12 protein-coding genes are annotated in these 12,761 nt (G+C 70.2%); 2 read left to right on the top strand and 10 right to left on the bottom strand.

What is annotated here, in order from left to right:
* The first annotated feature begins 32 nt into the window (after nt 1-32).
* The gene (locus tag OG289_RS45345) at nt 33-161 is read left to right on the top strand and encodes a hypothetical protein (RefSeq protein WP_327319855.1); all 129 of its coding nucleotides are present in this window, start codon (nt 33-35) and stop codon (nt 159-161) included.
* A 109-nt stretch (nt 162-270) separates the two neighbouring features.
* On the opposite strand, the gene OG289_RS45340 is transcribed toward OG289_RS45345, so the two are convergent.
* The 3 genes from OG289_RS45340 to OG289_RS45330 all read right to left on the bottom strand — a co-directional run bounded on the left by OG289_RS45340 (nt 271) and on the right by OG289_RS45330 (nt 3,937).
* Nucleotides 271-2,325 (bottom strand): alpha-L-fucosidase, encoded by a 2,055-nt coding sequence (locus tag OG289_RS45340; RefSeq protein ID WP_327319854.1) that lies wholly within the window; start codon nt 2,323-2,325, stop codon nt 271-273.
* A gap of 297 nt (nt 2,326-2,622) precedes the next feature.
* Nucleotides 2,623-2,931 carry a hypothetical protein gene (locus OG289_RS45335; protein WP_327319853.1) on the bottom strand — a complete coding sequence of 103 codons (309 nt, stop codon included), beginning with the start codon at nt 2,929-2,931 and terminating at the stop codon, nt 2,623-2,625.
* Between the two features lie 391 nt (nt 2,932-3,322).
* Nucleotides 3,323-3,937 carry a TetR/AcrR family transcriptional regulator gene (locus OG289_RS45330; protein ID WP_327319852.1) on the bottom strand — a complete coding sequence of 205 codons (615 nt, stop codon included), beginning with the start codon at nt 3,935-3,937 and terminating at the stop codon, nt 3,323-3,325.
* 108 nt (nt 3,938-4,045) lie between these two features.
* Here OG289_RS45330 and OG289_RS45325 point away from each other — a divergent pair, with 108 nt between their 5' ends.
* Nucleotides 4,046-5,629: a cytochrome P450 gene (locus OG289_RS45325; RefSeq protein ID WP_327319851.1), complete on the top strand. Its 1,584-nt coding sequence runs from the start codon at nt 4,046-4,048 to the stop codon at nt 5,627-5,629.
* On the opposite strand, the gene OG289_RS45320 is transcribed toward OG289_RS45325, so the two are convergent.
* The 7 genes from OG289_RS45320 to rhaS all read right to left on the bottom strand — a co-directional run bounded on the left by OG289_RS45320 (nt 5,591) and on the right by rhaS (nt 12,741).
* Entirely contained in the window at nt 5,591-6,421 is an 831-nt protein-coding gene (locus tag OG289_RS45320) for a pentapeptide repeat-containing protein (protein ID WP_327319850.1), read from the bottom strand. The genes OG289_RS45325 and OG289_RS45320 overlap by 39 nt on opposite strands.
* A gap of 31 nt (nt 6,422-6,452) precedes the next feature.
* Nucleotides 6,453-7,196, bottom strand: coding sequence for a PIG-L deacetylase family protein (locus OG289_RS45315; RefSeq protein WP_327319849.1), 744 nt, complete (start codon nt 7,194-7,196; stop codon nt 6,453-6,455).
* A gap of 28 nt (nt 7,197-7,224) precedes the next feature.
* A complete protein-coding gene (locus OG289_RS45310; RefSeq protein ID WP_327319848.1) occupies nt 7,225-8,526 on the bottom strand; it encodes an alpha/beta fold hydrolase in 1,302 nt (433 codons plus the stop codon).
* A gap of 127 nt (nt 8,527-8,653) precedes the next feature.
* Entirely contained in the window at nt 8,654-9,691 is a 1,038-nt protein-coding gene (locus OG289_RS45305; protein WP_327319847.1) for a LacI family DNA-binding transcriptional regulator, read from the bottom strand.
* 118 nt (nt 9,692-9,809) lie between these two features.
* On the bottom strand, nt 9,810-11,240 hold the full coding sequence (locus tag OG289_RS45300) for a BNR repeat-containing protein (protein WP_327319846.1): 1,431 nt from the start codon (nt 11,238-11,240) through the stop codon (nt 9,810-9,812).
* 80 nt (nt 11,241-11,320) lie between these two features.
* Nucleotides 11,321-11,641, bottom strand: coding sequence for an L-rhamnose mutarotase (locus tag OG289_RS45295; RefSeq protein WP_079657971.1), 321 nt, complete (start codon nt 11,639-11,641; stop codon nt 11,321-11,323).
* A gap of 17 nt (nt 11,642-11,658) precedes the next feature.
* Nucleotides 11,659-12,741 (bottom strand): rhamnose ABC transporter substrate-binding protein, encoded by a 1,083-nt coding sequence (gene rhaS, locus OG289_RS45290; RefSeq protein ID WP_327319845.1) that lies wholly within the window; start codon nt 12,739-12,741, stop codon nt 11,659-11,661.
* Between the last annotated feature and the right edge of the window lie 20 nt (nt 12,742-12,761).

Below are 12,761 nucleotides of genomic sequence, written 5' to 3'. Positions count from 1 at the left end.
GGCGCGCGGGCACCACCGGGAGCGGCCGGGCGATGGACGGCCTCAACGCCGACCACATCGACGACGTCGGCGTCGAAGAGATCGCGAGCGCCATCCACGGCAACACCGCGGCGCTGCCGCACCTCGCCGACACCATCGCCCGCACCACCACCACCGTCTGAACGACCGCCCCCCGAACAGGGCTCGCCGTCGACCACGGCGCTGCGGGCGCCTACCGGCTGGTAGGCGCCCGCTGACGAAGACTGCCGGCATGCCACAGGGGCTCGCCCGTCAGCCGACCGGCTTGAACGTCCACATCAGGTTGGTGCTCTGCGTCCACGTCCACTGCTTGGTCACGGACCCCGCGGGGACCATGCCGCCGCCGTCGAGGACCAGTCCCGTGCCGCGGTTGGCGATCGAGTACTGGCCGTTGCCGCGGTCGGTGATCTGCCACTGCTGGTTGGTGCCGCCGTTCCAGGGGCCCTGCCGGGCCGGGTCGCCGTTGTTGGTGGCGCCCCAGCCGTCGGCGACCAGGCCGTTGGTGCGATTGGCGAGCCTGTAGTAGCCGTTTCCGAGTTCGATCGCCTGCCACTGGACATTGGCGTTGTCCACCGGCTCCCACTGCTTCAGGTTCGAGCCGCTGCTGAAACTGCCGCCGCTGTCCAGCGCCAGGCCGCTCGTGGCGTTGCCGAGGCGGAAGTACGTGGCCGGGTTGAACGTCACCTTCAGCGAGGCGATGGCGTCGTTGTTGCCGGTCGTCCGAAGGTCGGCGGCGTTCGAGGTGAACGTCCAGGCGGTGCCGGTGAAGTTGTCGCCGGAGTAGCCCGTCACCTGGTAGCCGTTGGGCACCAGGATGGAGGAGGCCTGGGCGGGCCCCAGACCGGCGGCGGACAGCTGGGAGGAGGTGTAGCTGCCCAGCGGCAGAGCGGCGCGGGTGCCTTGGTAGCCGACGTTCTGGAACACCGTCGGTGAGACCCTCTTGGGCATGCCCTGGACCTCGACGCACACCACGGAGAGGTCGGCGTTCGGCGCGGTGGCCGGCACGGTGACGTTGATCTGGTCGGTGACGGTGTACGAGAGCGAGACCGAGGGGTTGTTCAACAGATAGACGCGGCTGATCGTGTTGTCGATCGCCGGGATCTGCAGCTGGCCGTTCGTGGGCCAGGTGAAGACATGGGCGAAGAGCTTGCCGTTCTTCTTGGTGACCCTCCCCCATGCGGGGTCGCTGAGGAACGGGCTGCCGCTGGTGCCGTGAACGCTGTCGCTGTGCGTCGCCATCCATGAGGCCAGGCCGTTCAGGACGGTCTGGGATCCCGATGTGACCGAGCCATCGCCCTTGGGGCCGATGTTCAGCAGGAGGTTGCCGTCCCGGGACACCACCGTGACGAGCTCTTGGAGGACGTCCTTGACGGATCTGTAGGTGTTCTCCTTCGACGCGTTGTAACCCCAGGCGTCGTTCACGCTGGCGCACCGCTCCCACTGTCGGCCCATCGGCTCGGCGGGTATCCCGAACTCCGCGACGTCGTAGTCGCCGAGACGGTGGCCCCGCTTGACCCGTTCGTTGACGATGAGGCCGGGCTTGCGGGAGATCAGCCAGTTGTAGAGGTCGACGCCGTCCGACTCCAGCCACCAGTCCTGCAGGGTGGCGCTGGACGGCTCGTTGAACCAGTCGCCGTCGAACCACAGCAGTGCCGGGTCGTAGCGGTCCAGCATTTCCTGAAGCTGCGCCTTCATGTCGGCGATGTAGCCCGTGCGGGCGGCCAGCGACGACATCGTCGTGAGGCCGTTGTCGTGGCGGTCCGTCTGGGACGGGTGGTTCCAGTCGAGGATCGAGTAGTACAGGCAGAACTTGACCCCGCGGCTCTCGCACTCGGTCTTGAGCTGCATGAGCGGGTCGGCCTGGAAGCCCTTGTAGTCGTGCAGGTTGTACAGCTTGGTGCCGGTGGTGTCGGTGAAGCCGGGGACGTTGGAGTCCCACATCGCGTAGCCCTCGTGGTGCTTGGCGGTGATCACGAGGTACTTCATGCCTGCGTTCTTGGCCAGCTCGGCGATCTGGGCGGCGTTGAACTGGGTCGGGTTGAAGTTCTGGGTGACCTGGGTCTGGTAGTTCGCCTTGCTCCACTGCTGGGTGGTGAACGCCCACTCGCCCTGGCCGAGCTGCGAGTACGACCCGAAGTGGATGAACATCCCGAACCGGGCCTGGTACCACCAGTCCATCTTCGAGGGGACGGCGTACGCCTCGGCGGTGGAGGGCCACAAAGCCTGCGGCAGCCCGAAGGCGGCCACTCCTCCGGCAAGGGCGGCGGCCTTCATCAGAGAGCGCCTGCTGAGGGAGGCAGAGGACATGGTGCGGCTCCATGTGTCAAGGGGAGGGGTGACAGGGCGCTGGGAGCGGAACGCCGGCATGGCGGGCCGTGCTCCGCGTCACCGTACAGAAGACATCGGATGGATTTATAGGAGAACGACGATGGCCGCGTCTACAGCTGAGACGAGATTGACCCAAAGTTCGGAGAAAAGCAGGAGGTTCGCGGAGGTGTGTCGAGCCGGAAAGATCACTCACTCGTCATCGAGCGAATCTGCATACATCGGATCTCTTGTGGGTGACTCTTCCCGATCAGAGCCCAGGAGCCAGGGCTGAACGGCTCAGTCGAGCGGCGGGGGCGTGACCCGGACTTCGCCGGCCTTTACCAGGCCGCCGGGGTGCAGTCGGCTGCGTCCGCCACCGCAGGTGTCGGTGTCCGTGATCGCTCCCCCAAGGCCCGCGAGACGCACCTCGCGGCGGTCGTCCGCAAGCGGGTGACCTCCACCGGGCTGACCGGCAACGAGGCGCTCACCGCGGTTGGGGCCGAGGTCGTGGAGCTCCTTGGCCTCGCGTTTGAGCGCATCCCCGGCCGGCGCGAGCTGTCCAAGAACGCCCTGTCCGTCCCGGAGTTCCGCAAGCGGTACCTCCACTCGGCGACGGCCGGCCTGCACGTCATCGCAAACGCCATCGCGTCGGCCGCATCGCCGGTGTCGATCCGCGCAAGGTGGTGGACGCCCTCGCCGAGCTCCCATGGCAGCGCGATGCTCTGCGAACCGTTCCCGCCGACAAGGAGGCCGGCACCGAGAAGTACGCGGTGCACGTCTTCGGCACCGGCGACGCCAGGAGCCCCAGACAGACCGACCCGCTACGACAGGCTCGTCGCCCGCAACGCGAAGCTCAAGCGGCGCAACCGCGAAGTCACCAACTCGAAGCCGCGAAGGGCGTCACACGCCTGACCTCCAATCCCTCCAGGCGGTCGACACCCAGCTGAGAAAGTGGTCAACGGTCCACCGCAGACCGTGGCCACAACCTCCCCGACGATCACCCCGGGTACGAAATGACCCCCAACAGCGCCCGCGTGCACAGCTCCCGTACCTGATCCCGTGACAGGTCCGAGCCCCGCAGCCACTCCAGACAGACCGCCGTGGTGAAGGCCAGCCAGCCCCGCACCGCCAGCCGTACGTCGGGCCGCTCCTCGAAGACCGGGCCGAACTCGGGGTCGGCGCCGAGGGCCGCCAGGATCTGGCCCTCCTGCGCCGCCAGCGCCCGCTGATAGACCTTGCGCACGGCCTGGTCGCCGGCCGCGTCCGCGCGGTGGAAGGCGCGGTAGCCGTGGGCGTGGGTCTCCACGTACTCCAGGTAGGTGTCCAGGCCCGACGCGAGCCGCTCGCGGACCGGGACGCCGGGGACCGCCGCCGTCATGCGCAGCATCCGCTCGCTCTCGCGCTCGACGACCGCCGCGAAGAAGTCCCGCTTGGTGGGGAAGTAGTGGTACAGCAGCCCACGGGAGACGCCCGCGATCTCGGCGACCTGCTCGATCCACACGTCGTCGTAGGGGCTCTCCGAGAACAGGCGCGCGCCGACCGACAGGAGTTGCTCCCTGCGCTCCTCGGTACTGAGTCGGCGGCGGGTGCGCTCCCCCTGGTTCGCGGCCATGCCCGCACTTTACTTGACGCCGGTTCAACAGCGGGACCAGACTGAGGCGCGTTATTGAACCCACGTACAACACGCTCAACCTGCCGCTGCATCAAGGGAGATCGCGTCATGGCGGAGACGACGGGGACACCAAGGACGACGGGGACGACGGGGACGACGGGGACGACGGGGACGACGGGGACGACGACCGGGGACGTACTGCCGAAGGGGTTCCGCGGCGCGGAGCTCGGCTGGCCCATGCTGGAGCGCATTCCGCATCCGCCGCGCCGGCTCCCGCTGCTCGGCGACATCCTGGGCGCGAGCCGGCGCACGCCCCTGCAGGACTCCCTGCGCTACGCCAGGCAACTCGGGCCGATCTTCCGGCGCAAGGCCTTCGGCCGGGAGTTCGTGTTCGTGTGGGGCGCCGAGCTGGCCGCCGACATGGCGGACGAGGCGCGGTTCGCCAAGCACGTGGGGCTGGGGATCGCCAACCTGCGGCCCGTCGTCGGGGACGCCCTGTTCACGGCGTACAACCACGAGCCGAACTGGCAGCTCGCGCACGACGTGCTGGCCCCGGGGTTCAGCCGGGAGGCCATGGCCGCCTACCACCCGATGATGCTGGACGTGGCAGAGCGGCTCACCGGCCACTGGGACCGGGAACTGGCCGCGGGCCGGGCGGTGGACGTGCCGGGCGACATGACCAAGCTGACCCTGGAGACGATCGCGCGCACCGGCTTCGGGCACGACTTCGGGTCCTTCGAACGCGCCAGGCCGCACCCCTTCGTGACGGCGATGGTGGGCACCCTCAGCTACGCGCAGCGCCTCAACACCGTGCCCTCCCCCGCGCTGCTTCGGCGGGCCACGCGTCGCAACGAGGCCGACATCGCCTACCTCGACCGCACCGTCGACGCCCTGGTGCGGGCGCGCCGCGACCAGGGCGGCGGGGACGGCGACCTGCTCGACCGGATGCTCGACACCGCCCACCCCGAGACGGGCGAACGACTGTCGGCACAGAACGTGCGGCGCCAGGTCATCACCTTCCTGGTCGCCGGCCACGAGACCACCTCGGGCGCGCTCTCCTTCGCCCTGCACTACCTCTCCCTCAACCCCCAGATCGCGGCCCGCGCCCGCGCCGAGGTGGACCGGGTGTGGGGGGACGCGGCCGTGCCGGGATACGAGCAGGTGGCGAAGTTGCGTTACGTCCGCCGGGTCCTCGACGAGGCGCTGCGGCTGTGGCCGACGGCGCCCGCGTTCGCCCGGGAGGCCCGCGCCGACACCGTGCTGGGCGGGGAGCATCCGATGCGGCGGGGCGGCTGGGCACTGGTGCTCACGGCGATGCTGCACCGGGATCCCACGGTGTGGGGGCCGGACGCCGAACGGTTCGACCCGGACCGCTTCGACGCCCAGGCCGTACGCGCGCGTGCCCCGCACACCTTCAAGCCGTTCGGCACCGGGGTACGGGCCTGCATCGGACGGCAGTTCGCGCTGCACGAGGCCACGCTCGTGCTGGGGCTGCTGCTGCGCCGCTACGAGCTGCGGCCCGACCCGGCGTACCGGCTGCGCGTCACGGAGCGGCTGACGCTGATGCCGGAGGGGCTGCGGATGCATCTGGAGCGGCGCACACCGATGTCGTCGGGCGGGCCGGTCGGCGAGCGGAGCGAGCCGACGGCGCGCTCAGCGCCCCGCTGCCCAGTGCACGGGGCGGGTGACTGACTCCGGCAGCTTCGTGCCCGCGCTGCCCCGGGCCGCGTTCAGCTGCGGCTGGGTCAGGAAGAACGCGCCGGTCAGATCGGCGTCCGTCAGGTCGGTGTCGCGCAGGTCGGCGCCGATCAGGTCCGCTGCGCGCAGGTCCGCGCCGGTGAGGTCGGCGGCGATCAGACAGGCGCCGCGCAGGTTCGCGCCGCGCAGGTCGGCGCCCTTGAGGCGGGCGCCCATCAGGTCGGCGCCCCGGCGCTCCTTCTTGCGCCCGGCCATGCCGGCCCGGGTCAGTTCGCTGGTCTTCAGGAGCAGCACGTTCACGTCCTGGCGGTGTGCCGGGACGTCGAGCACGGCCAGCTCGTCGGGGGTCAGACGGGTCAGTTCCTCGGTCTTCTCCAGGGCCCGGCGCAGTTCGGCGCGGATCGGGCGGGCGGCGGGGAGGGTGAGCGCCTCGGTGAGGTACCACAGGAGTTCGTGGAGCTGCCGGACGACCGGGAACACCTCGGCCATGCGGCGGGCGTCCTCGCGCGGGGCCGTACGCCGGTCCCGGCCGCCGAAGGTGAGCTGCGAGACCTTCTGCCCGGCGCCGAAGCAGTCGTAGACCGTGCAGCCGGTGAAGCCCTCCTGGCGCAGCCGCGCGTGGATGCCGCAGCGGTGGTCCTCGCCCAGGTTGGGGCAGGCCTTGCCCGCGGGCTTGTCGATCGCGAAGTCCGCGGAGCGTGCGAAGGGCAGGGCCACACAGCACAGGCCGAAGCAGTTCCCGCAGTCGCCGCGCAGTTCGGTCCGGTCCACCGTCGTCTCTTGCATGCCGTCCACCCTACTGACCTGCGGCGCCGGACTACCGGCTGAACAGCTCGAACGCCACGGCAGGCCGCCCGCCGAACCGCTCGCCCACGGAGTTCGCCACCCCGGTCAGGAACGTCCGTGCGTAGACTTCCGGCTCCTCGTCGGTCAGCGCCTCGATGTAGGCGCGGTGTTCGAGGAGCGAGCCCACCGCCCGTTCCAGTCCCGCCGAGGCGTCCACGGCGTGGGTGGGCGTCGCGGACCCGGCCACGGCGACCCAGCGCACGCCGTTCCAGGGCTCCAGGCCCTGCTCGGTGAGTTCGGGGAAGATCCAGCGGTTGCCGGCGTCCCCGGCCGCGTCGAGGGTGGCGCGGCCGACGGCGACGTGGTCGGGGGTGTTCCAGGCGACCGAGCCCCAGGTGTCGCGATGGTTGAGGGTGATGACGAGTTCGGGCCGGTGCCGGCGGATCGCGGCGGCGATGTCCCGGCGCAGGGCGAGCCCGTACTCGATGACGCCGTCCCGGTGGTCGAGGAACTCGACCGTCGACACGCCCACCACGGCCGCGCTCGCCCGCTGTTCCCGCTCGCGCAGCGGGCCGCACTCGGCGGGCGCGAGGGTGTCGATGCCCGCCTCACCGCGGGTGGCCAGCACATAGGCGACCTCACGGCCGGCGTCACTCCAGGCGGCGACCGCCGCGGAGCACCCGTACTCGAGGTCGTCCGGGTGCGCCACCACGGCCAGGGCACGCTGCCAGTCCTCGGGCATGGGCTGGAGCTGAGGGATCGTCGGCTCGGTCATGTCCGCAGATTAGCCGGTGACGGTGACATCACGCCTCGTCACGGGTGAGCGCGAGCAGGCGGTCCAGGACGCGCGGGCCGCCGGCCCGGACGCCGTCGTGCTCGAACTCGTCGGTGACCCAGGTGCGCAGGCCGCGGATGGCGCGGGCGGTGCGCAGGGAGTGGGCGGTGTCGACGTACAGGTCGTCGTGGTAGATCGCGGCCGCGACCGGGACCTCGTTTGCGGCGAGGCGGGCCGGGTCGTACAGGGGCGGCCAGTCGGTGCGGGCGGCGAGGAGTTCTGCGGTCTCGCGGAGCGGGCGCAACGCGGGGTCGGTGTCGAACATCCAGGGGTGGATCGTCTCCCCGGTGAGCAGCAGCGGTTCGTCGCCGGTCAGCGTCTTGGCCGCGTCGAACTGCGGGAACTCCGCGCGTACCCGGTCGGCGGCCCAGGCGGTGGGGCGGGTGTCCCGGCCGTAGATGGCCTCGTGGACGAGGGCGTAGAGGGGGTGTCCGGCGTACGAGAGGAGGCCCTGGATCTCCTCCTGGAAGGCGTCGGACAGCTCCGGGCCCCGCGGGGTGGGGACGAAGGCCTCTTCGAGGAGGTGGTGCAGGCGGTGGCTGCCCTCGCCGCCGCCGAGGAGGATGCCGACCGTCTGGAAGGCCTCGACGGTGAGCCGGTAGCCGCTGGGGAGCGTCACCTCGTGGCGCAGGAGGTGGTCGGCGATACGGCGGGCGCGTTCGACGTCCTGCGGGTAGCGGGCGTAGTGCGCGGCGACCTTGCGCTCCATGCGCGGGTAGGCGGCGCGGTAGACGTCGTCGGCGTGGGCGTCCAGCGAGGGCAGGCCGCCGGTGATGAGGGCGGTGGCGAGGCCCTCGGGGGCGAGGGAGAGGTAGGTGACCGTGCAGAAGCCGCCGAAGCTCTGCCCGAGGACGGTCCAGGGGGCACCGCCGGTGACCTCTCGGCGGATCAGCTCGCAGTCGCGGACGATGGAGTCGGCGCGGAAGTGCGCGAGGTAGTCGGCCTGTTCGGCCGGTCCGCCGCGCAGTGGCAGCGTCTGGCGGTTGGCCGGGGTGGAGTGGCCGGTGCCGCGCTGGTCGAGGAGGAGGACCCGGTACTCCTTCAGCGCACGGCCGAGCCAGGCCGGCTTGCCGACGAACCTGTTGGCGCCGAAGCCGGGGCCGCCCTGGAGGTAGAGCAGCCATGGCAGGTCCTGGTCCGCCTTGTCGCTCGCGACGACCTCGCGGGCGTAGAGCCCGATCGTCTCCCCGGCCGGGTCGGCGTGGTCGAGGGGCACGGTGAAGCGGCGGTCGGTGAGGACGACGCCGGGCTGACGGTAGCTGACGGACAACAGTGGCTCCCGGGACGATCGGTGTACGGACCGCGTCCCAGTTCAGCACATGTCCGGGCGGCTCCGGAGCCCGGGGGATCATGAACTCCTGCTGAACGGGCGCTCAGCGCGGATACCGAACCGCCGTTCAGCGCGCCGCGAGGCTGGACCGGCGCACCACCAGCTCCGGCTGCAGCACCACCCGCCGGTGTTCGTGCCGCCCGGCGCGCGCTCCCCCCTCCTCGGTCTCCTCGGTCTCCTCCAGCAGCATCTCCGCGGCGAGGGCGCCCATGGTGACGGCCGGCTGGCGCACGGAGGTGAGGGGGACGGCCGCGGCGGCGGCGAACTCGATGTCGTCGTAGCCGACGATGGCGAGGTCGTCGGGAACGCCGACGCCGGCCGCGTACATGGCCTGCAGGACGCCGAGGGCGAGCAGGTCGTTGGCGCAGAACACGGCGGTCGGACGGTCGGCGAGGCCGAGCAGGCGGGCGCCCGCGTCCCGGCCGGCGGCGACGTCGAGCCGTTCGGTGGGCAGCTCGCGCAGGCGCTCGGGGCCCAGGCCCGCCTCGGCGAGCGCGTTCAGGGCACCGGTGCGGCGGTCGCGGACCTGGGTGAAGCCGGGCGGGCCGCTGACGTAGGCGATGGAGCGGTGTCCGGCGTCGATGAGATGCCGTACGGCGAGCGCACCGCCCGCCACGTCGTCCACCGACACCGAGCACTCGGTGGTGCCCTCGGAGACCCGGTCGACGAGCACGAAGGGGATGCCGTGCCGGCGGAAGGACTCGATGTTGCGGCCGGTCGCGTCGGCCGGGGTGAGCAGCACGCCCCGCACCCGCTGCTCGGCGAAGAGGGACAGGTACTCGGCCTCCTCGCCGACGCTCTCGGCGCTGTTGCAGACCATCACGCCGAGCCCCGCGTCCCGGGCGGCCCGCTCGGCGCCGCGGGCGACGTCGACGAAGAAGGGGTTGCCCATGTCGAGGACGAGCAGCCCCATGATCCGGCTGCGGCCCGCGCGCAGCTGACGGGCGGACTCGCTGCGGACGTAGCCGAGCCGGTCTATCGCGGACAGCACGCGCGCCCGGGTCTCGGCGGCGACCGTGTCCGGACGGTTGATGACGTTCGAGACGGTGCCGACGGAGACTCCGGCGGCACGGGCGACGTCCTTGATACCCACCGACTGGGCCATCGGGCGGGAACCTCCAGAAAGATGAGGAGCGGCGGGTGCGCGTTCACACTACCTTCGTGGTTCGCACGCACCCGCCACTGCCGCGTCGGTCACGGTCTCCCGGTCCCGACGGTACGGATCAGGCGGGCAGGCTGAAGTTGAGCGAGCGGAGCGCCGAGGGCGTCGTACCACTGGACTTCTCCTGGTACATGATCGACAGGAAGTTGTCCTGCCCGATCCGCGTCTCGTCGATCACGACCTCGCCGAAGGCGTTCAGCCCGGCGCCGACGCCGTCGTACAGCACCGTCCAGTCGGTGTACCCGGAGGCCTTGGAGGCCCCGGCGATCCGGCAGAAGGGGAAGATCGCGTACGCGTTGCCGTACTTGTCGAGGATCAGCTTGGTGCGCTGGCTGGAGTTCAGCGGCACCGGTATCTCGGTCTTCTGCCAGGTGCCCGAGGAGTTCTTGCGGACGTGGAAGGCGCGGCCGTTGGTCGTGCGGTCGGTGACGTAGTTCGTGGTGCACTGGCCGAAGCGGCCGGGCACGTAGCTGATGATGGCGTGCGGCAGGCCGGCCGAGTCGGTGAACTGGCTCTCCTGGTTCATCAGGGAGTGGTCCGGGTTGAGCGCGTCCACCACCAGACCGGAGTCGGTGACCGAGACCTTGTCGGAGCCGCCCGTGGTGCCGACGACGCTGCCCGCGTTGTTGCGCCAGGTGCGGCCGCGGTCGTCGGAGTAGACGTAGCCGGTGTCGTGGTTGGTGATGCCGCCGGTGTTGCACATCACGGCACCGTTCTGCTCGCGCCAGGTGAAGAAGGCGTGCAGGCGACCGTTGACGTCGTAGTCGATGCCGTGCAGGTACATGTTGCGGGCCGTGCTGGAGCCGTGCTCGCTGGTGTAGGTGCCGGTCGAGGACGTCCACTCGCCGAGCGCGGTCCAGGACGAACCGTCGTATTCCGCGAGGGCGTTGCGGCCGTTGCCGGAGATCCCGGCACGGTAGCTGAGCTGGAGCTTGCCCTCGGGTGTCGAGATGAACTGCGGGTAGGTGAACTGCGTGGTGAGCGCGAGCCCGTCGAGGGTGGACTGGGGTGCGCCGAAGCGGCTCGTGTCCCAGCTCAGGCCGGCGGGGTTGTCCATCAGCCCGGCGACCGACTTGACGTAGGTGAACCCGTCGCTGTGCGAGTCCATGTTGAGGTGGAGCCGGCCGTCGACCTTGGAGATGCCCATGGAGATGACGTTGTGGGAGTCGTTGGTCTTGAGCGTGTGGCCGACCTTGACGGTGGACCAGGTGTTGGAGCCGAACACACGGCGGGCGACGACGGCGTTGCGGTCGGCGGTGTACCAGACGGCGTACTGGTAGCCCTTGTAGGTCAACATCGCGTTCTTCTGGAACGAGTTGTTGTTGACCAGGCCGTCGTAGGAGACGAAGAAGAGGGCCTGGGAGTCGAGCAGGGTGCTGCCGGTCAGGGTGACCGACGGGCCGGGGTCGGCGGCCCGTGCGATGCCGGCGGCGAAGGCGGGGCTTACCACGGCGGTGGCGAGGGCGGCGCCCAGCAACGTACGTCTTTTCATCTCGGGGGACTCCATTGTCGTGCGAGAGCGTAGGGGAAGGGGCGGTCGGGAGGGGCGGCGGGGAGGGGCGGCGGGAGGTGTCAGGCGAGGTGGAACACCTCGGTGAGCGGTTTCATGGCCTCGTCGGGGCGGGCGCCGTCCAGCGACTCGAAGAACGGCGCCATCTCCGCCTGCCAACGGGCGTTGACCTCGGCGGCTTCCATACCGGCCTGGGCGGCCGCGAAGTCCTCGGTCTCCAGGTAGCCGACGAGCAGGCCGTCGTCTCTCAGGAAGAGCGAGTAGTTGTGCCAGCCGGTGGCCGAGAGAGCGTCCAGCATCTCCGGCCACACGGCTGCATGGCGTTCGCGGTACTCGGCGAGCCGGTCCTGACGGACCTTGAGCAGGAAACAGACGCGCTGCATGAAGTACCGCTCCCGGATCAGAAGTTGAACTGGTCGATGTTCTTGGCGTCGAACACGGTCGGCTTGCCGAGGCTGATCACACCGTCCTTGCCGATGGTGTACGTGGTGCCTCCGGCCTTGAAGGTCTCGCCCTCCGCGCCGGTGATCTGGCCCGAGACGAGCGCCACCGCCGTCTGGGCGGCCAGCGCGCCGAGCTTCGAGGGGTCCCACAGCTCGAAGCCCTCGACGGTGCCGTTCTTGACGTAGGTGCGCATGTCGTTCGGGGTGCCCAGGCCGGTCAGCTTGACCTTGCCCTTGTACTTGGAGCCCGACAGGTACTGCGCGGCCGCCTTGATGCCGACGGTGGTCGGGGAGATGATCCCCTTCAGGTTCGGGTACTGCTGGAGCAGGCCCTGGGTCTGCTGGAAGGACTGCTGGGCGTCGTCGTTGCCGTACGCGACCTTGACGAGCTTGACGTCCTTGTACTTGGCGTCCTTCAGCTCGTCCTTCATGAAGTCGATCCAGGTGTTCTGGTTCGTCGCGGTCTGCGCGGCCGACAGGATCGCGATCTCGCCCTTGTAGCCGATCTGTTCGGCGAGCAGCTGCACCTCGGTGCGGCCCAGGTCCTCCGCGGAGGCCTGCGAGACGAAGGCGTTGCGGCACCCGGGGTTGGTGTCCGAGTCGTAGGTGACGACCTTGATCTTGTTGCTCATGGCCTGCTTGAGCGCGGTGCACAGGGCGCCCGGGTCCTGCGCGGACACGGCGATCGCGTCGACCTGCTGCTGGGTGAGGGTGTTGACGTACGAGACCTGCCCCGAGGTGTCGGTCGCGCTGGACGGGCCGACCTCCTTGTAGCTGGAGCCCAGCTCCTTCAGAGCCGCCTCGCCGCCCTTGTCGGAGGAGGTGAAGTACGGGTTGTTGACCTGCTTGGGCAGGAAGCCGACGGTCAGGCCCTTCTTGGTGGCCGCGTTCGGGTCGGCCTTCCCGGCGGAGGCGGCGGCGCCGGTGCTCTCGCTCTTCACGTCCTCCTTGGTGGTGCCGCCGCAGGCGGTGGCTGCGAGGGCGAGGGAGGAGACGGCGGCGAGGGCCGCGCAGGCACGGCGGAGAGATGACTTGCGCATCAGGGGGTTCCTTTACGAGG

The organism is Streptomyces sp. NBC_01235, assembly GCF_035989285.1.
Classification (GTDB): domain Bacteria; phylum Actinomycetota; class Actinomycetes; order Streptomycetales; family Streptomycetaceae; genus Streptomyces.
Note: the sequence above shows the minus strand (reverse complement) of the source record. Positions and strands in the feature narration are given on the sequence as shown.

Coding starts and splice junctions, on each gene's coding strand:
- OG289_RS45345 (WP_327319855.1), top strand. CDS start 33: ATGGACGGCCTCAACGCCGACCACATCGACGACGTCGGCGTCGAAGAG.
- OG289_RS45340 (WP_327319854.1), bottom strand. CDS start 2,325: ATGTCCTCTGCCTCCCTCAGCAGGCGCTCTCTGATGAAGGCCGCCGCC.
- OG289_RS45330 (WP_327319852.1), bottom strand. CDS start 3,937: ATGGCCGCGAACCAGGGGGAGCGCACCCGCCGCCGACTCAGTACCGAG.
- OG289_RS45325 (WP_327319851.1), top strand. CDS start 4,046: ATGGCGGAGACGACGGGGACACCAAGGACGACGGGGACGACGGGGACG.
- OG289_RS45320 (WP_327319850.1), bottom strand. CDS start 6,421: ATGCAAGAGACGACGGTGGACCGGACCGAACTGCGCGGCGACTGCGGG.
- OG289_RS45315 (WP_327319849.1), bottom strand. CDS start 7,196: ATGACCGAGCCGACGATCCCTCAGCTCCAGCCCATGCCCGAGGACTGG.
- OG289_RS45305 (WP_327319847.1), bottom strand. CDS start 9,691: ATGGCCCAGTCGGTGGGTATCAAGGACGTCGCCCGTGCCGCCGGAGTC.
- OG289_RS45300 (WP_327319846.1), bottom strand. CDS start 11,240: ATGAAAAGACGTACGTTGCTGGGCGCCGCCCTCGCCACCGCCGTGGTA.
- OG289_RS45295 (WP_079657971.1), bottom strand. CDS start 11,641: ATGCAGCGCGTCTGTTTCCTGCTCAAGGTCCGTCAGGACCGGCTCGCC.
- rhaS (WP_327319845.1), bottom strand. CDS start 12,741: ATGCGCAAGTCATCTCTCCGCCGTGCCTGCGCGGCCCTCGCCGCCGTC.